16 protein-coding genes are annotated in these 17,300 nt (G+C 71.2%); 9 read left to right on the forward strand and 7 right to left on the reverse strand.

Annotated features, from left to right (window positions below):
* Positions 1-193, reverse strand: a 193-nt coding sequence (locus tag CA984_RS47120; protein WP_207620850.1) for a hypothetical protein, incomplete at its 3' end; no start/stop codon positions are given.
* Between the two features lie 133 nt (positions 194-326).
* Complete coding sequence (sepH, locus tag CA984_RS13310; protein WP_086571775.1) at positions 327-1,952, reverse strand: septation protein SepH; 1,626 nt, start codon at positions 1,950-1,952, stop codon at positions 327-329.
* A gap of 577 nt (positions 1,953-2,529) precedes the next feature.
* Here sepH and CA984_RS46065 point away from each other — a divergent pair.
* Positions 2,530-3,489: a hypothetical protein gene (locus tag CA984_RS46065; RefSeq protein ID WP_086571777.1), complete on the forward strand. Its 960-nt coding sequence runs from the start codon at positions 2,530-2,532 to the stop codon at positions 3,487-3,489.
* Between the two features lie 12 nt (positions 3,490-3,501).
* On the opposite strand, the gene CA984_RS13320 is transcribed toward CA984_RS46065, so the two are convergent.
* Both CA984_RS13320 and CA984_RS13325 read right to left on the reverse strand, forming a co-directional pair.
* On the reverse strand, positions 3,502-4,818 hold the full coding sequence (locus CA984_RS13320; protein ID WP_086571779.1) for a D-arabinono-1,4-lactone oxidase: 1,317 nt from the start codon (positions 4,816-4,818) through the stop codon (positions 3,502-3,504).
* 98 nt (positions 4,819-4,916) lie between these two features.
* Positions 4,917-6,107: an MFS transporter gene (locus CA984_RS13325; protein WP_086571781.1), complete on the reverse strand. Its 1,191-nt coding sequence runs from the start codon at positions 6,105-6,107 to the stop codon at positions 4,917-4,919.
* Between the two features lie 126 nt (positions 6,108-6,233).
* Between CA984_RS13325 and CA984_RS48665 the strand changes: the two genes are divergently transcribed.
* Positions 6,234-7,514, forward strand: a complete 1,281-nt coding sequence (locus CA984_RS48665; protein WP_278249013.1) for a lytic transglycosylase domain-containing protein — start codon at positions 6,234-6,236, stop codon at positions 7,512-7,514.
* Here the strand turns inward: CA984_RS48665 and CA984_RS13335 are convergent.
* A complete protein-coding gene (locus tag CA984_RS13335; RefSeq protein ID WP_242675923.1) occupies positions 7,505-8,494 on the reverse strand; it encodes a ferrochelatase in 990 nt (329 codons plus the stop codon). The two genes, CA984_RS48665 and CA984_RS13335, sit on opposite strands and share 10 nt — an antisense overlap.
* 180 nt (positions 8,495-8,674) lie before the next feature.
* On the opposite strand from CA984_RS13335, the gene CA984_RS13340 reads away from it, so the two are divergent.
* Both CA984_RS13340 and CA984_RS13345 read left to right on the forward strand, forming a co-directional pair.
* On the forward strand, positions 8,675-10,660 hold the full coding sequence (locus CA984_RS13340) for a S9 family peptidase (RefSeq protein ID WP_086571787.1): 1,986 nt from the start codon (positions 8,675-8,677) through the stop codon (positions 10,658-10,660).
* Positions 10,661-10,700: 40 nt separating this feature from the next.
* Positions 10,701-11,495, forward strand: coding sequence for an inositol monophosphatase family protein (locus CA984_RS13345; RefSeq protein WP_086571789.1), 795 nt, complete (start codon positions 10,701-10,703; stop codon positions 11,493-11,495).
* Positions 11,496-11,655: 160 nt separating this feature from the next.
* Here CA984_RS13345 and CA984_RS46070 read toward each other — a convergent pair whose 3' ends face one another.
* Entirely contained in the window at positions 11,656-11,814 is a 159-nt protein-coding gene (locus tag CA984_RS46070; protein WP_165781226.1) for a hypothetical protein, read from the reverse strand.
* 216 nt (positions 11,815-12,030) lie between these two features.
* Here CA984_RS46070 and CA984_RS13350 point away from each other — a divergent pair, with 216 nt between their 5' ends.
* The 5 genes from CA984_RS13350 (at position 12,031) to CA984_RS13370 (ending at position 16,951) form a co-directional block, all read left to right on the forward strand.
* Complete coding sequence (locus CA984_RS13350) at positions 12,031-12,684, forward strand: response regulator transcription factor (RefSeq protein ID WP_086571790.1); 654 nt, start codon at positions 12,031-12,033, stop codon at positions 12,682-12,684.
* Positions 12,685-12,764: 80 nt separating this feature from the next.
* The gene (locus CA984_RS13355; RefSeq protein ID WP_086571792.1) at positions 12,765-14,063 is read left to right on the forward strand and encodes a sensor histidine kinase; all 1,299 of its coding nucleotides are present in this window, start codon (positions 12,765-12,767) and stop codon (positions 14,061-14,063) included.
* Positions 14,064-14,334: 271 nt separating this feature from the next.
* Entirely contained in the window at positions 14,335-14,634 is a 300-nt protein-coding gene (locus tag CA984_RS13360) for a DUF4193 domain-containing protein (RefSeq protein ID WP_012893211.1), read from the forward strand.
* Between the two features lie 83 nt (positions 14,635-14,717).
* The gene (locus CA984_RS13365; protein ID WP_086571794.1) at positions 14,718-15,524 is read left to right on the forward strand and encodes a hypothetical protein; all 807 of its coding nucleotides are present in this window, start codon (positions 14,718-14,720) and stop codon (positions 15,522-15,524) included.
* A 53-nt stretch (positions 15,525-15,577) separates the two neighbouring features.
* Positions 15,578-16,951, forward strand: a complete 1,374-nt coding sequence (locus tag CA984_RS13370; protein ID WP_086571796.1) for an alpha,alpha-trehalose-phosphate synthase (UDP-forming) — start codon at positions 15,578-15,580, stop codon at positions 16,949-16,951.
* 35 nt (positions 16,952-16,986) lie between these two features.
* Here the strand turns inward: CA984_RS13370 and CA984_RS13375 are convergent, their stop codons facing one another.
* Positions 16,987-17,283 carry a DUF4235 domain-containing protein gene (locus CA984_RS13375; RefSeq protein WP_086571798.1) on the reverse strand — a complete coding sequence of 99 codons (297 nt, stop codon included), beginning with the start codon at positions 17,281-17,283 and terminating at the stop codon, positions 16,987-16,989.
* Positions 17,284-17,300 lie beyond the last annotated feature (17 nt).

Below are 17,300 nucleotides of genomic sequence, written 5' to 3' on the forward strand. Positions count from 1 at the left end.
GCCCGATCGCCTCACCCACCACGTCCAGCACGATGGGGCCGGGGTAACCGAACGGCCCGAGCTTTCCGTACGGCGGGGCCGGGGTAACCGAACGGCCTGTGGCCTCCCGCACGGCGGGGCCGGGGTAACCGAACGGCCCGAGCTTTCCGTACGGCGGGGCCGGGGTAACCGAACGGCCTGTGGCCTCCCGCACGGCGGGGCCGGAGTAACCGAACGGCCCGGAGCTCTCCGTACGGCGGGRCCAAGGGCGCCCGGACGGTGCGGTCCCCCGTACGGCGAAGCGGGGGCGACCGGTCGCCCGGTCGCCCCCGCTCTCAGCGGTGCGGTCAGTCCTGGCGGCGGGCGCCGAACATGATCTCGTCCCAGGTCGGCACGGACGCGCGCCGCCCACGGGCCTTCTTCGCGGGCCGGGCGGGCGCCGGCGCCGCCTTCGGCGGCTCGGCGGGTTTCGGCGGCTCGACGGGCTTCGAGGGCTCCGCGGGCTTCTCCGCCGCGGGCTTGCCCGCCTCACTCTCCTGCGCCTCCGCCCTGTCGGCCTGTCGCGGCCCTTCCTTGACCGGCTCGGCCTGGGCGGGCCGCTCGTCGACGCTGACGCGCGCCGCCGGCACGGCTATCGAGGGCTCCTGGGCCGGGTCCTTCTCGGCTGCGGGCTCGGGAGCGGCGGGCTCCTCCGCCTCGGACGCCACCTCGGCACTCTCGGGCTCCGGTTCGGGCCGCTCCCCGATGGGCTCGGCCGGCTCAGGGCCGGTCTCGGCGACGGCGGGGACGATCTCGGGAACCTTCACGACGACCGGCTCGGGCTCGGCGGGCGCCACCTCGGCACTCTCGGGCTCGGGCTCGGGGGAACGGAACTGCTCGCGCGCGGCGGGCTCGGGTACGGCCGGCGCCGTCTCGGACGCCTTCTCCTGCTCCGGCGCGTCAGCCGGTGCGACGGGGTCGACCGGCTCGGGGGCCTTGACCTGCTCACGCACAGCGGGCTCGGGCGCCTTGGCCGGCTCTTGCGCGGCCGCGGGCTCGGGTGGCCCGACCTGCTCACGCACGGCGGGCTCGGGCGCCCTGACCTGCTCACGGGCGGCGGGCTCGGGCGCCCTGACCGGTGTGTAGCCGACCGGGTCCGGGGCGCGCAGTGGCGGCACCGAGGGCCTGGGCGCCTCGTATCCGGGCGGGATGGGCGGCATCGGCGGCTGCTCGTAGGCGGCCGGGGGCTCGGGCTGGGCGTAGGCGGGCCTGGCCGGGGCCGGCGGCTCGTTGCGCACCACCGAGGGGAACGACACCGGCGGCTGGTTCAGCGGCTCGGGCGCCAGCGGCGGCACCGGCGCGAGCTTGGCCACGCGCGGCACGAACGGCGTGACGATGGAATCCTCCACCGGCTCGACGTACTCCCCGGCGGACAGGCGCATGGCCTCCTCGTCGTGCGGTGTGATGTGGCGCCGTCGCGGATCGAAGATCCATTCCGCGTTGCGGCTGTGACCGTTCCAAACGAAACCGAGCTTGATCCGCCACAGGTTGTCGTCACGCTTGGCGGAGTCCCAGTCGATCTCGTCGGCGGGCACGCCGCGACGGGTCAGCCGCTCGGCGACCAGGTCGCCGAGGGTGGGACCGGGAGCGGAGTCGCCCGGCAGCCGCACGGCGCAGCGCTGCGCCTGCTGAGCCATGTACTCACGTTCCTGGAGCACGGGGCCCTCGAACCAACGCACGCGCTCGACCGGGATGCCCGCCGTGGCGGCGATCTCCTCCGCGGTCTCGCCGGCACGGATCCGGGCCTGGATCTCCTTGGGGCGCAACGGACTCTCCACTTCGATCTCGTACTGGCCGAGACGGGAGAAGTTGCCGCGGACGGCAGCACGGAGCCGGTCGTCGACGGGCAGCGTGAACCGGGTACCCCGGCCGGCTGTCGCCAGCACGAGATAGGTCCCGTCCTCACTCACCGCGACGAGTCGGAGCTCCTGCATGCGAGTCCCTTCGTCGTCGTGCTCAATCTTCCCCCGGACCCTTGAGTCTCTCGCGTGTGCCGGTTGCCTGCCAGCACCGTACCCGGCATGTCCGAACATCGCCTTCCTGGATGGGGCTCGCAGCGATGTGACGCCGGTCACATTTGCTCCATTCATCTACTTACGGGTACCGGTGTGGAGCAGCACGTTCAGGGTCCTCGACGGATTCTCCCGAATAACTTCCGGTGCCGTCGTGGACTTGGGACAAGAGCCGGGAGATGACGTCGAGGCCTGCCCGCCGGTCTCCGGGCGGCGGGCCGGGACCCCGCAGGCGCGCGGAGGCGAGCCGGTGGGGTGCGTGCCGTCACCGCGGCCGGCGGTCACGGCTGCCGGTGTGGCGTAGAGCGGCGGTCGGTGCGAACGGCGGGAGAATGTCATCTCCGGCGTACTCCCTCGGGGTTGGGCGGCGCGGGGCGTCTGCGAATCTGCCTGTCGCACAGGTCACAGGAACAACAGGACACGCGGATGCGTCATTCTTCGGAGGGAGCCTTTACGCACCCCTTTACCGAAAGCTTGTGAGAAGGGACTGATTCGGGGAATGGGCGGCCAGCAGAGGTTCGATCTGAGCGTGCCGCAGATCGTGGGAGGCGCCCTGGCCACGATGACGGCCGCGGTGGCCGCGTCGTACCTGGGGGTCGCCGGGACGGTGATCGGTGCGGCCGTGATGAGCGTGGGCAGCACGGTCGGCGGGGCCGTCTACACCCACTACCTCAAGCGCACCGGCAGCCAGCTCACCCTCCTGGTGACGAACGAGACCGACGACGATCCGCCCAAGAAGGTGGAGGGCAAGGGGGAGCTGGCGACGGCCGTGCAGGCCACCGTACGGGAGGAGGCCCCGGCGGGGAAGGCCGGCAGGCCCGCCCCGGTGGACCCGGACGCCCCGACCTCGGTGTTCCCGGCCGTCGGCGCCACCTCGGCGGAGAGTGTCGGCGACCTCGGCGACCTCGTCGTGGTGGACGTGAACCCGGCCACCGCCGAGCTGCCCAGGATCACCCGCGGCCCCCGCGTCAAGGTCTGGATGCTGGCGGTGACGGCGGTGGTGACCTTCGTGGTCAGCATGGGGGTCATTCTGGGGTTCGAGGGGCTCACCGGGCAGCCCGTGTCGAGCACGCTCAAGGGTGAGAAGAGCTCGGGCACCAGCCTCAACCCGGGCGCGGGGGAGCGGAAGAAGGGCCCCGAGCGGGTCAAGACGTCCAGGCCGGCCAGCCCGGTCCCCCCGCCGGCGACGACGGAGAGGACTCCCGAGCCGGCCTCGACCGCGGACTCCGGGCCGACGCGACAGCCGACGACGGAGCCCACCTCGGGATCCACCCCTCCTCCGACGCCCACCCAGGCCCCGACCTCGGTCCCGACGTCCGGCCCCACCCATGTCGACCCGTCGCCGGAGCCCAGTGAGAAGCCGAGCGTCCCGTCGCCTCCGGGCGAGACGGTCGCCCCCGAGCAGGGCGGTCTCCCGAGCGACGTGCCGGACCAGCAGGGCCTTGACGGCGACCAGTGAGGCCCGGCGGGATCAGCCCAGGACGGTGTCCAGGTAGTCGTTGGTGAACACGCGGTCCGGGTCCAGCCGGTCCCGCAGGGTCCGGAAGTCGCCGAAGCGGGGATAGACCGTGGCCAGGTAGCCCGCGTCGCGGGTGTGGAGTTTGCCCCAGTGGGGACGGCCGCCCAGCCTGGTCATGACCTCCTCGACGCCCTCGAAGTAGGCCGGGTTCGGCGTCGGCCGGTAGATGTGGCAGGCGACGTAGGCCGTCTCCCGGCCGTAGGCGGTGGACAGCCAGGCGTCACTGGCCGGGGTGACCCGCACCTCGATCGGGAAGGTGATCTTCCAGTCCCGCCGTTCCACGAGGTCGCGGGTCTCGCGGAGGGCCTGGCCGAGGAGCTCGCGCGGGACGGCGTACTCCATCTCCAGGAAACGCACGTCCCGCACGCTTGTGAAGATCTTGTACGAGGTGTCGGTGTGGGTCGAGGCCGACAGCGCCGCCGCCGAGATCGCGTTGAGCCGGGGGATCGCGCCGGGGAAGCGCCCGCCGACCCCGCACAACGCGCCGAACAGGGTGTTCTCCAGGAACTTGTTGTCCAGCCAGTGCCTGAACGCGCTCGGCGGGTCGGCCGGTCCCGGGCTCCGGTTGTTCCGCTTGGTCAGGCAGGTGTCGGTGTGCGGCAGCCAGAAGAAGTCCAGGTGCTCGTTGTCCGAGGTGATCGCGTCGAGCGAGTCGAGGATCTCGGTCAGCGGCATCGGCTGCCGGGTGCTGCGCAGCAGGAACGACGGCTCCACCCGGAAGGTCACCGCGGTCACCACGCCGAGCGCGCCCAGGCCGACCCGGGCCGCGTCGAACAGGTCCTGCTCGCTCACCCCGTCACGGATCTTCCCCGTGCCGCCGCGGGAGACCGTGACGACCTCGCCGTCGGCGAGCACCAGCTCCAGCGCCGTCACCTGGTCGGCCAGCCCGCCGACGTCCCTGCCGGTGCCGTGGGTGCCGGTCTGGATGGCCCCGGCCAGGGTCTGGGCGGTGATGTCGCCCATGTTCGCCAGGGCCAGGCCCATCCGGTGGAGTTCCTCGTTCAGAACGCTGAGGGGCGTCCCGGCCGCCGCCGTCACCCAGCCGTCGCCGACCTCCCGGATGCCGGTCAGCGCGTGCGGCCGCAGCAGCAGGCCGTCGGTCAGCGCGACCCCGGTGAAGGAGTGCCCGGTGCCGACCATGCGCACCCGGCGCCCCGACGCGGCGGCCTCCCGTACGGCCCGCGCCACCTCCTCCGCCGAAGAGGGCGCGCGGACCTCCGCCGGAGTGACGGACTGGTTGCCGGCCCAGTTGCGGAAGACCTCGTTCATGCATGCTCCTTGCCTGTCGGCGTCAAGAAGCACGCATGTTCATGCGGTGGCTACCTGTCCACCCTCGCTTCTCTCGCGAATGTGAACAATACTCATGATTATTGCTGCGGAATAGGGGTCCGCAGCCAGGCGGAGCCGCCGATGCCGATGATCACAGCGAGTATGGCGCAGGCGAAGGAGAAGCCGTAGGCGTTGGAGGCGCCGAACGCGTCGGTGAGCCGGCCGCCCGCCCAGGCCCCGAGCGCCACGCCGAAACCGACCGCGGTCGAGACCCACGACATGCCCTCGGTGAGCAGGCGGGCCGGGACCAGCTGCTCGATCAGCGTGTAGCCGGTGATGATCGTGGGGGAGATGGCCAGCCCGGCGAGGAACAGCGCCGGAGCCATGACCCTGACGTCGCCGATCAGGGCGATCGGGGTCAGGCCGACCGCGAACACCCCGATGGCGCGGACGAACCGGCCGCGCAGCGAGAGCTTCCACCGCCGCGCGCCGTACCAGAGGCCGGAGACCAGGCTGCCGCCCGCGAACGCGGCGAGCAGCAGGCCGGCGGCGGGTTTGGCCCCGTGCTCCTCGGCGAAGGCCACCGTGATCAGGTCGACCGAGCCGAAGACCGCGCCCATCGCCAGGAAGACGCACGACAGTAGGGCGACCCCGGGAATGGTGATCGGGCTGCCGGAGCGCCTCTCGCCCCGGTTGACCGGCGGCTCGGTGCCGCGCTGCATCGCGAAGGCGAGGGTGCCCGCGATCGTGCAGACCAGGGCGACGATCAGGCCGGCGTAGGGGTTGACCATGGTGGCCAGGGCGGTGACCAGCGCCGGCCCGGCGACGAAGACGACCTCGTCGGCGACCGACTCGAAGGAGAACGCCGCGTGCAGCCTGGCCGACCCCGCGAGCAGGTGGGACCAGCGGGCCCGCACGAGCGAGCCGAGCGACACCGCGCTCGCGCCGACCAGGACGCCGGTGGCGAACAGGCTCCACGCGGGCGCCCGGAACTGCGCGCAGAGCATCAGGCCCGTCAGCGCGGTGCCGTGTGCCAGGGTGAGCGGGACGATTACCCTGGCCTGGCCGAACCTGTCCACCAGGCGTCCCGTCAGGGGCGCGGCGACGGCGTAGGAGATGTTGACGGTGGCCGCGACCGCGCCCGCCATGGCGAAGGAGTCGGTGAGGGCCTCGATGAGCAGGATGATGCCGAGGCCGAGCATCGACATCGGCATCCGCCCGACGAATCCGGCGATCACGAAACCTTTGACACCGGGCGTGCTGAACAGTCCCCGGTACGGCCCGACCACTGACGACTCCCCCTCGCGCGTTTCAAGCGTAGATCGTACCGACAGTTTCCGACCGAACCGGTGCTCGGCAAGCCATTTTCCACGCGATGGCACACATCATGGCTTCTTGGAGCTAACGTGAGCGCGGTGTCGCATCTTCCCCGGTTGTGGGCGTTCGTCACGATGCTGGCCATCGTGGCCGCGCTCGCGGTCGTCGTCGGCGCGGTGTTCCTCGCCACCCGTCCCGCAGGCTCCCTCACGGCCACCGCCGCCGAGTCCGACCTCCCCGACCTGGCCGGACTCGCCCCGCTGGCCGGCCCTCCGACGGTCAGGCCGACCCCGGCGCCCTCCGCGGCCCCGGTGACCTCGGCCACCGGCGGTCCCGGGATCACCCTGACCCCGCCCCGGCTGCTGGTGATCTCCCAGACGGGCCTGCCCCAGCAGACCAAGGAGGACATCTCCCAGCTCAAGCACGTCGAGAAGGTCGACTCCTTCGACGGCGGAGCGGTCAGGATCTCCGGGGCCGGGCTCAACCTGCTCGCGGTCGACCCGGCGCGCTTCCGGGCCTGGGCGCCGAAGGCCGTGGCCGAACAGCCCAGGGTGTGGAGCGCGCTGACCCAGGGGGAGTTCGTCGCCGACAGCTCGGCGGTGCGCCGCTTCGGGCTGGTCCTCGGATCGGAGTACCAGGTGGACGGCGGCCCCCGGCTCCGGGTCGCGGCGTCCGCCTCGTTCGGCCTGCCCGGCGTGGACGGCCTGGTCGGCATGGAGACCGGCCGGCGGCTCGGGCTGCTGCCGGGCGTGGCACTGCTGGTGCACGGCCCGGAGAAGGCGGCGACCACCCTGAACGCCGGGGTGCGCAGGCTGCTCGGCTCGGGCGCGCAGGTGATCGCGGTGGGCGGCGGCCGTACGGCGCGGGCCGCCGCGGACAAGAGCGCCGCGGACAGGGCCGCCACCGGCAAGACCAAGACCAAGACCACGGCCAAGACCACTGTTAAGACCAAGACCACCGGCAAGCAGTCGCGGGCGGTCCGGCAGGTGGCGGTCGGACGGCCCGGCAGCTACCTGGATCTGTACCGCAGGTCGGCCGCCGTCTGCCCGGGCCTGTCATGGACGGTGCTGGCCGCGATCGGCCAGGTGGAGAGCTCGCACGGGCGCAACAACGGGCCGTCCTCGGCGGGCGCGCAGGGCCCCATGCAGTTCATGCCCGCCACCTGGAAGGCCTACGGGGTCGACGGCGACGGCGACGGCGTCGCCGACATCTGGAGCCCGTACGACGCCGTCCCCTCGGCGGCCAACTACCTGTGCGCCAACGGCGCCGGGCAGGGCGGCAAGAAGCTGGAGAAGGCCATCTGGTTCTACAACCACTCCTGGTCGTACGTCAGCAAGGTCATGTCCATCTCCCAGGGCTACGCCCGCGCCTACCCGTGACGGCCCGCCCCCGGCGCCTGGGCGGTACGGCGGGCCGGGGCGGGGCAGCAGGTGGCCGCGCAGGCGACCGGCTCCGGCTCGGCCAGCAGCTCGCCGACCATCGCGACGAACCGGGGGTGGGTGCCCGCGGTGGCGGCCCTGGCCAGCGGCAGGCCCATCTTCCCGGCCAGCTCCGCGGCCTCCACGTCGAGGTCGTAGACGACCTCCATGTGGTCGGAGACGAACCCGATCGGCACCAGCACCACCGCGGGGGCGTCGATCCCGGCCAGATGGTCGCAGACGTCGGGCTCCAGCCACGGGATGTGCGGGGCGCCGCTGCGGCTCTGCCAGACCAGGTCCCACGGCCGGTCGCCGCCCACCCCGGCGGCGATCAGCGAGGCCGTCCGGCGTAGCTGCGCCTCGTACGCCCCGCCGCCCGGCCCGGACGTCTCCGCCATCGAGACGGGGATGCTGTGCGCGGTGAAGACCAGGCGCGCGGCGTCCCTGTGCTCGGCCGGCAGCTCCTCCAGGGCCGCGCGGGTGTGGTCCACCATGGCCGCGACGAAGCCGGGATGGTCGAAGTAGTGCCGGAGCTTGACGACCTCCGGCGCGCCCTCGACCGCGGCCCTGGCCAGGGAGATGTCATCGATGTACTGCCGGCAGGCCGAGTACGAGCTGTAGGCGGCGGTGACGAAGGCCGCCGCCCGGCGGACGCCGTCGGCGGCCATCTGGCGGAGCGTGTCCTCCAGGTAGGGGTGCCAGTTGCGGTTCCCCCAGTAGACCGGCAGGTCGATGGTCGGCTCGATCGCGGCGATCAGGTCGCGGCACTGCTGGTTGATCGGGCTCATCCCGCCGAAACGCTGGTAGTGCGCCTCGACCTCCAGCAACCGCTCGCGCGGGATCCCCCGGCCCCGCACCACGTTCTCCAGAAACGGCATCACGTCGTCGGGCTTCTCCGGCCCTCCGAACGAGACGACGAGCAACGCGTCGTAAGTCCCCATGGCATTCATCAAACCGCATGCCAGGGCATTCTCTCGCACGGTCACCCTCGGTGTCCGGACAGAGGCGTCCAGCAGGACGCGCGATTGTCCGGACAGAGGTGTCCAGCAGGGCGCGCGATTGTCCGGACAGAGGTGTCCGTCAGGATGCGCGACCGGGGACGACGTCCGAGGTAGGTTCGGATGGTGACCCCTTTCAATGACATTCGCGATTATGTCGGCGTACCGCGGGTGGCATCCCTGCGGCTCTCCCCCGATGGAACCCGCCTGGTCAGCGTGGTGCAGGCACTGAACCCCGACGGCAAGTCCTACGGGACCTCGCTGTGGGAGATCCCCTTCGACGGGCGCAGGCCGTACCGGCTGACCAGGTCCGTCAAGGGCGAGGCCGGAGCGGAGTTCACCGCGGACGGCGACCTGCTCTTCGGCTCGCGCCGTCCCGACCCGACCGTCAAGGACGCCGACGAGGAGACCCCGGCGCTCTGGCTGCTGCCCGCGGCCGGCGGCGAGGCCCGGCAGATCGCCTCCAGGCCCGGCGGTGTGGCCGGATTCGCCGTCGGCGGCCAGAGCGTGGTCTTCGGCTCCGACGTCCTGCCCGGTGACGAGGCCACCGAGGACGAGCGGCGCAAGGCCCGCAAGGAGACCGGGATCAGCGCGATCCTGCACGAGAGCTCCCTGGTGCGCTACTGGGATCACGACCTCGGCCCCGGCGAGCCCAGGCTGTTCGCCGGGATCCTCGGCGAGGACGACCGGCTGGCCGAGGTCAGGGACCTCACCCCGCAGCCGGGCAAGGCGCTGACCAACGCCTCCTACGACGTGACCCCCGACGGCGGGACGGTCGTGACGACCTGGTCGGTGCCGCTGCCGGCGGGCGAGATCCGCTCCCGGCTGGTGGCGATCGCGACGGCCGACGCCGGAGCCCAGCGGATCCTGGCCGAGCAGGACGGCTACGACTTCGACGGCCCCGTCAGGGTCTCTCCGGACGGCCGCCTGGTCGCGTGCGTGCGCAGCGTCCAGGCCGACACCTCGCGGATCCCCGAGACCACCCTGTGGATCGTGGACCTGGCCACCGGCGAGGGGCACGCCGCGGGTGGCGGACTGTGGCCGTCGGACATCGCCTGGGCCCCCGACTCGCGCTCCCTGTACGTGGCCGCCGACCACCAGGGCCGCCGCCCGATCTTCCAGGTCCCGGCCGACGGCTCCGAGCCGGTGCGGCTCACCCCGGACGACGCCGCCTACCTGTCGCTCAACGTCGCGCCCGACGGCGCCGTCTACGCGCTGCGCAGCGCCGTGGACCGCGCCGCGGGACCGGTCCGCGTCACCGCCGGCGGCACGGTCGAGGAGCTGGCCTCCCCGGCCCCCGAGCTGGAGCTGCCCGGAACGCTGACCGAGGTGACCGCGACCGCCGACGACGGCGCGACGGTCCGGGGCTGGCTGGTGCTGCCGGAGGGGGCCTCCGCGGAGAACCCGGCGCCGTTCCTGCTGTGGATCCACGGCGGCCCGCTGTCGAGCTGGAACGACTGGTCCTGGCGGTGGAACCCGTGGATCATGGCGCAGCACGGCTACGCCGTACTGCTGCCCGACCCGTGCCTGTCCACCGGTTACGGCTCGGAGATGATCCGGCGCGGCTGGGCCAACTGGGGCCCGCGCACCCACGCCGACCTGATGTCGATCACCGACGCCGCGCTGGAGCTGCCGGAGGTCGACGCCACCAGGACCGCCGCCATGGGCGGCTCGTTCGGCGGCTACATGGCCAACTGGGTCGCCGGGCACACCGACCGGTTCAAGGCGATCGTCACCCACGCCTCGCTCTGGCACCTGGACCAGTTCGCCGGCACCACCGACGCGCCCATGTACTGGCAGCGCGAGTTCGGCACCCCGGGCGGCGAGCTGTACGCCAGCCTCTCCCCGCACCTGTCCCTGGCGGAGATCTCCACGCCGATGCTGGTCATCCACGGCGACAAGGACTACCGGGTGCCGATCGGCGAGGGCCTGCGCCTGTGGTGGGACCTGCAGCGCTCGGGCGTGGAGTCGAAGTTCCTGTACTTCCCCGACGAGAACCACTGGGTGCTCAAGCCCGGCAACGCCGTGGTCTGGTACGAGACCGTCCTCGCCTTCCTGGACCAGCACGTTCTCGGCCGGGAGTGGAAGCGGCCGGAGTCGCTCTCGTGAGCCCGGCGGAGCGAGGGGCGACGAGGAGGAGGGCGGGACGATGGAGACCCTAGGCACCTTCGCCCACCTGGCCGAGGAGATCGCCCGGGAGGCCGGGGAGATGCTCCTGGCCAAACGCCCGGCCCGGCCCGAGGTGCTGGCCACCAAGTCCAGCCCCACCGACGTGGTGACCGCGCTGGACAAGGCCTCCGAGGAGCTGATCCGCGCCAGGCTCAAGGCGGTCAGGCCGGACGACGCGATCCTCGGTGAGGAGGGCGGATCGACCGGCGACGGCCGCGTCCGCTGGATCGTGGACCCGATCGACGGCACGGTCAACTTCCTGTACGGCCTGCCGGACTGGGCGGTCAGCATCGCGGTCGAGGTCGACGGCGAGGTCGTCGCCGGGGTGGTCAACGTCGTGCCCCGCGGCGAGGTCTTCACCGCGGCCAGGGGCGAGGGCGCGTGGCTGTCGGGGGAGCGGCTGCGCTGCAACACCGGCGTGCCGCTGAACCGGGCCCTGATCGCCACCGGGTTCGGCTACGAGACGGGACGGCGGAGGGTGCAGGCGGAGGTGCTCGCCCACGTGGTGCCGCGCGTGCGCGACATCCGCCGGGCCGGCTCGGCCGCCGCGGACCTGTGCTCGGTGGCGGCCGGCCGGGTGGACGGCTACTACGAGCGGGGCCCGCAGGTCTGGGACTACGCGGCCGGCGGCCTCATCGCCACCGAGGCCGGAGCCAGGCTGGGCGGGCTGAACGGCGGACCGGCCAGTCCGGAGCTCACGCTCTGCGCGGCGCCGGGCCTGTTCGAGGAGCTGCACGACCTGCTGGCGCCGCTGGACCCCGAGCGCGACGCCTGAGGAGCGCGTCCCGGAGCCGGGGCGTCCGGAACGCGGGCACCCGGCTGAGGGCGTCCGGAGCGCGGGCACCCGGGACGCCGGGGACGCGCGGTGGGAGAACGTCAGGGACACCTGACGCGAGGAGGCCCCGGCGTGACGCCGGGGCCTCCTCGCGCCGGCGCTAGAGGGAGAGGCCGTTGTCTGTGGCCAGACGACGGAGGTCCTCGATCTCGGCGGCGAAGGTGTCGGCGAGGTAGTCGTCGCCTGCGGACCTGGCCTCCTGCAGATTCTTGTAGGCCTGGTCGAGGCGGTGTCCGATCGTGGTCGTGAACTCGCCCATTTCACCTTCTTTCTCAACGGGGGATGAAGGGTAGGGCTGGGAGGACTGGCTTCGGGCTGTACCCAGCAATCGGCATCGGCTAAACCTGGATGTGTCACACATCACGGACGGTGTCTATCGTGGCAGTGGCCTTACCGCCGGCTTACGGAGGGTGTGGCGACAATGGGTAGCCGTTCCAGCGGCTCTTTCCATATTTCACGGGAGGTACCAGAGGCCGTGCGGGTGCTTGTGGTTGAGGACGAGCGGGTGCTCGCCGACGCGATCGCGACGGGGCTTCGGCGTGAGGCCATGGCCGTGGATGTGGCCTACGACGGCGCCGGCGCGCTGGAACGGACCGGTTACATCGACTACGACGTGATCGTTCTGGACCGGGACCTGCCCGTGGTCCACGGGGACGAGGTCTGCCGCCGCCTGGTGGCCGAGCGGACCGCGTCGCGGATCCTGATGCTGACCGCCTCGGGTGACGTGGACGACAAGGTGGAGGGGCTGGGCCTGGGCGCCGACGACTACCTGGCCAAACCCTTCGTGTTCATCGAGCTCGTGGCGCGGGTGCGGGCCCTCGGCCGCCGTTCCGCCCCGGCGCTGCCGCCGGTGCTGGAGCGGAACGGGGTCCGGCTGGATCCGGGCAAGCGGCTGGTCAGCAGGGACGGCGAGGAGATCGCGCTCACCAAGAAGGAGTTCGCGGTCCTTGAGGAGCTGATGCGCGCCGAGGGCGCCGTCGTCAGCCAGGAGGACCTGCTGGACAAGGCGTGGGACGAGAACATCGACCCGTTCACCAACGTGGTGCGGGTCACCATGATGACCCTGAGGAAGAAGCTGGGCGAGCCTCAGGTGATCGAGACGGTGCCCGGAGTCGGATACAAGTTGTGAGTTTTCCAGCAGGCGGGGGAGAGGAACGGCCCGGGTCCGCTCCGGCGGACGGGCCGCGCGAGTCGGTGCCCACCCATCCGATGATCAGCCCGCACTCCGAGAGGGAGGCGAGGAAGGGCGCCCCGCCGGCCTTCGCCGCTCCGGCGCGGCCCCAGCCGCCGCCGCCGACCGGCCCGCCGGTGTGGGACGGGCCGCCTCCGCAGGGTGCCTCCCCGCAGCGGCCCTCGGTCCTCGACCAGGTGAGAGCGCTCATGGACCGGATCAGCATCCGGTGGCGGCTGACCATCACCTACGGCGTGCTGTTCTTCGTGGCCGGGATGCTCCTGCTGTTCGTGATCTACATGCTGGTGGGCTGGGCCATCAACGATGCCTGGCCGCCCATCAGCCTGCCGGACGCGCCGCTCGCCTACCAGCAGAAGTTCCAGGAGGAGTGGACCGGGTTCCGGCATCTCGCGATCGACGAGGCGCGTAAAGCCCTGCTCAGGCGCTCGCTGCTGGCTCTGGCGGGCGTGGGCATCCTGGCGGTCATCATCGGCTATCTCGTCGCCGACCGGGCGCTCAAGCCGATCCAGCAGATGACCACGACGGCCCGCAAGCTCTCCGGGACCACGCTCGCCCACGAGCGGATCGACCTCAAGGGGCCCAACGACGAGCTCAAGGAGCTGGCCGACACCTTCGACGCCATGCTGACCAGGCTCAATGTGGCGTTCGACACACAACGGAGGTTCGTGGCCAACGCCTCGCACGAGCTCCGCACACCGTTGACGATCAACCGGACGGTCCTGGAGATCGCGCTGGGAGACCCCGAGGCGTCGGGGGATCTCAAGGCGCTGGGCCGTACGCTCCTGGAGGTCAACGCCCGTAACGAGCACCTGATCGAGGGCCTGCTGCTGTTGGCCCGCAGCGAACGCGAGCTGAGCGTGCGCAAGCGGGTGGACGTGAAGGACGTCGCCGAGACCGCCGTGGAGCAGCTGACCTCACGTGCCGAGGAGGCCGGGGTCACCATGACCACCGAGCTCCGCAGCGCCGAGACGGAAGGCGATCCGGTCCTGCTGGAGCGCTGCGTGGCGAATCTGGTGGAGAACGCGATAAAACACAACCTCCCCGAAGCCGGACGTCTCTGGGTGCGGACGGGAATGGTGGAGGGGGCCCTGGTTGTTCAGGTGGCCAACACGGGGCCGCATGTGCCCGCATACGAGGTGAACAGCTTGTTCGAGCCGTTTCGGCGGCTCAACGCCGACCGGGTCGAATCGGCCAAGGGGGCGGGGCTCGGGCTGTCCATCGTCCGTGCGGTCGTGCGCGCTCACGGAGGCAACGTGACCGCCGTCCCCAGGGACGGAGGAGGTCTCGTGGTGACCGTGAGACTCCAATCACGTTGATCCGGCGGGGGGCGTCTCGTTCACGCCGTACATGTGGTTGGATGTGCCGTCGAACACGGTGGTTCATGTCGCCAATGCTGTGGTTTACGCCATATTTGGCTAACCATGCCCATTGGCGGGAGGTCCCTCACGTGTGGGGAGGTTCAGCGACCATTCCGGCGGGGTACCGAGCAGGAATCTCTCTGTCGGATTGGGCACAACTTGGGCCTCTCGGACGTTACACACGCGCGAGCCGGCGCAGACAGATAGATGAGGGGGATGGAGCAGACCGATGGCTACCGATTACGACAGCCCACGCAAGACCGATGACGACCTCAACGAGGACAGTCTTCAGGAACTGCAGGCACGCCGTACCGACAAGTCCTCGGGCAGTATCGACATCGACGAGACGGATCTCGCCGAGTCGCTCGAACTGCCGGGTGCCGACTTGTCCAACGAGGAGCTTTCGCTCCGGGTGATTCCTCGTCAGGCCGACGAGTTCACCTGCGCGCGCTGCTTCTTGGTGCATCACCGCAGCCAGCTCGCCGTCGAAAGGAACGGCCAGCAGATCTGCCGGGAGTGCGCGGCCTGACGATCGTTCCGATGGCCTGTCCGATGTGTGCCCTCCGATGGAAGGGTAGGGCCCAAGGACAAGCCTTGAGGAGGTTCCGAGACATGCCGTCAGAGAACAGACAGACCGGTGTCGAGCCGGACGACTCCACGGCCGAGGAGTCGGCCGGCACGCCGGAGAACGAAGTGGCCGAGATCGTCGGCAGGCTCGCCGAGCCTGGCGACATGGATGGCGCCGAGCGGCGACGGCTGCTCGGCCGCCTGTCCACCACCCTGGCCGACGGCGCCAGGAAGGCCAAGGCCTCCGGGACGGGCCGGGGCCGCTGGCTGGCCGACGTGTTCATGGCCGTGGCGCCCCGCATCCCCATCCGCGACCTCGCCACCCTCTCCGAGCACCACCACGGACTCACCGCCGAGCCGCTGGCCGACGACCTGGCGCGGACCGCGTCCAAGGCCACCATGACGGTCGGCGCCATCGGGGGAGCCCTCGCCGCCGCCGAGTTCGCCGCCCCGCCCCTGCTGCTGTCGGCCCCCGCCCAGCTCGTGGCGGAGACCCTCGTGGTCGCCGCGATCGAGGTCAAGCTCATCGCCGAGCTCCACGAGGTCTACGGCATAGCGGTGCCCGGCACCGGCTCCCAGCGGGCGGTGGCCTACGTGACCGCCTGGTCCAAGCAGCGCGGGGTCGATCCCATGTCCCCCGGCTCGGTCACCGTCGCCCTGGGCGCGGCCACCAAGACCGCCCTGCGCAACCGGCTGATGCGCACCCTCGGCCGCCATCTGACCACGCTGGGCCCCTTCCTCACCGGTGCCGTGGCCGGAGGGATGCTCAACCGCGCCGCCACCAGGAAGCTCGCCGACATCGTCCGGGCGGATCTGCGGGCTCATCGGGGACTTCCACGTGGAAAGTCATAGAAACGCCCGAATTGGGTAGTCGTTATGGGTAAGACGACTATCTGGAGGAATCTGTGCAGGGCCGCAGTTCATTTCTGATCGTGGCTAACCGCCTTCCCGTCGACCGGATGGGTGAGGACATGTGGCGGCGCAGCCCCGGCGGCCTCGTCACCGCGATCGCCCCCGTCCTCCAGCGCCGGGAAGGCGCCTGGATCGGCTGGCACGGGGCCCCCGACGAGCGGCTCGACCCCTTTGACCACGACGGCATGCACCTCATCCCCGTGCCGCTGTCGGAGTCGGAGGTGGAGCTCTACTACGAGGGATTCTCCAACACCACCCTCTGGCCGCTCTACCACGACGTGGTCGCCCCGCCGGTCTACTCGCGCGTCACCTGGGAGGCCTACCGGGTGGTCAACGAGCGCTTCGCCCGGGCCGCCGCCGAGGAGGCCGCGGAGAACGCCGTCGTGTGGATCCAGGACTACCAGCTCCAGCTGGTCCCGGCCATGCTGCGCAAGCTCCGCCCCGACCTGCGCATCGGTTTCTTCCTGCACATCCCCTTCCCGCCGGTCGAGCTGTTCTCGCAGCTCCCCTGGCGGCGGGAGATCGTCGAAGGCCTGCTCGGCGCCGACCTCGTCGGGTTCCAGCGCCCCGGAGGCGCCTCCAACTTCATCAGGCTCTGCCGCCGCCTGCTCGGCTACCAGCACCACAAGCACGAGATCTACGTGGAGGACCGGGTCGTGCGCGCCGGGGCCTTCCCCATCTCGGTGGACTTCGGCGAGCTGGACTCCCTGGTCCGCGAGCCGCACATCATCGAGCGGGCCAAGGAGATCCGCGCGGAGCTGGGCGACCCCGAGTGCATGCTGCTCGGCGTGGACCGGCTCGACTACACCAAGGGCATCGGCCAGCGGCTGAAGGCGTTCGAGGAACTGCTCTCCGAGGGCTCGATCAAGGCCGGGGAGGCGGCGTTCGTGCAGATCGCGACGCCGAGCCGGGAACGGGTCGAGGAATACATGCGGCTGCGCGACTCGATCGAGCTGCAGGTCGGCCGGATCAACGGCGAGCAGGGCGAGCTCGGCCTGCAGCCGGTGCAGTACATGCACCAGTCCTACGGCCGCGACGAGCTGGCGTCGCTCTACCTGGCGGCGGACGTGATGGTGGTGACGCCGCTGCGCGACGGGATGAACCTGGTCGCCAAGGAGTACATCGCCTGCCACAACGACCTGCGCGGCGCGCTGGTGCTCAGTGAGTTCGCCGGGGCGGCCGACGAGCTACGGCAGGCGTTCATGGTGAACCCCTACGACATCGACGGGCTCAAGCGGATGATGCTGACCGCGATGCGGTCCACGCCGCACGATCTGTCCCGCCGGATGCGCTCGCTGCGCAGACGGGTGGCGACCTACGACGTGGACCGCTGGGCGAAGGAGTTTCTCGCGGCCCTGGAGTCCTGAGGCCCCGGGGCTCCCTCGCACCGCCCTCCCCGCCGTCAGGAGGCGATCTCCTTGGCCGTGCTCTTCACGGCCTTCCAGGCGTCGTAGCGCCTCCTGGCGGTGCGGGCCACCACGATCTGGGCGACCTGCATGCCCACGCCCATCACCACGGCGTAGCCGATCGCCTCGCCGAGGCTGATGTCCAGCGACTCGTTGTCCGCCGGCGGCTTCCTGCCGGTCGTCTTCTCCCAGGCGAACCCGATGACCTTCCTGGCGCCCCAGGCGGTGGCCAGGCCTACCAGGCCGCCGATGGCCCGCCATGCCATGTCCTGCTTCTCGGTCTTGTCGGCCATATGGGTCCTCCCCTTTT

Source organism: Streptosporangium minutum (genome assembly GCF_002149035.1).
Classification (GTDB): domain Bacteria; phylum Actinomycetota; class Actinomycetes; order Streptosporangiales; family Streptosporangiaceae; genus Streptosporangium; species Streptosporangium minutum.

What these genes read in the sequence shown, in the direction of transcription:
- CA984_RS46065 (WP_086571777.1), top strand. Translation starts at nt 2,530, where the DNA reads ATGGGCGGCCAGCAGAGGTTCGATCTGAGCGTGCCGCAGATCGTGGGA.
- CA984_RS46070 (WP_165781226.1), bottom strand. Translation starts at nt 11,814, where the DNA reads ATGGGCGAGTTCACGACCACGATCGGACACCGCCTCGACCAGGCCTAC.
- CA984_RS13320 (WP_086571779.1), bottom strand. Translation starts at nt 4,818, where the DNA reads ATGAACGAGGTCTTCCGCAACTGGGCCGGCAACCAGTCCGTCACTCCG.
- CA984_RS13365 (WP_086571794.1), top strand. Translation starts at nt 14,718, where the DNA reads ATGCCGTCAGAGAACAGACAGACCGGTGTCGAGCCGGACGACTCCACG.
- CA984_RS13355 (WP_086571792.1), top strand. Translation starts at nt 12,765, where the DNA reads ATGATCAGCCCGCACTCCGAGAGGGAGGCGAGGAAGGGCGCCCCGCCG.
- CA984_RS13335 (WP_242675923.1), bottom strand. Translation starts at nt 8,494, where the DNA reads ATGGGGACTTACGACGCGTTGCTCGTCGTCTCGTTCGGAGGGCCGGAG.
- CA984_RS13345 (WP_086571789.1), top strand. Translation starts at nt 10,701, where the DNA reads ATGGAGACCCTAGGCACCTTCGCCCACCTGGCCGAGGAGATCGCCCGG.
- CA984_RS13340 (WP_086571787.1), top strand. Translation starts at nt 8,675, where the DNA reads ATGGTGACCCCTTTCAATGACATTCGCGATTATGTCGGCGTACCGCGG.
- CA984_RS13360 (WP_012893211.1), top strand. Translation starts at nt 14,335, where the DNA reads ATGGCTACCGATTACGACAGCCCACGCAAGACCGATGACGACCTCAAC.
- CA984_RS13375 (WP_086571798.1), bottom strand. Translation starts at nt 17,283, where the DNA reads ATGGCCGACAAGACCGAGAAGCAGGACATGGCATGGCGGGCCATCGGC.
- sepH (WP_086571775.1), bottom strand. Translation starts at nt 1,952, where the DNA reads ATGCAGGAGCTCCGACTCGTCGCGGTGAGTGAGGACGGGACCTATCTC.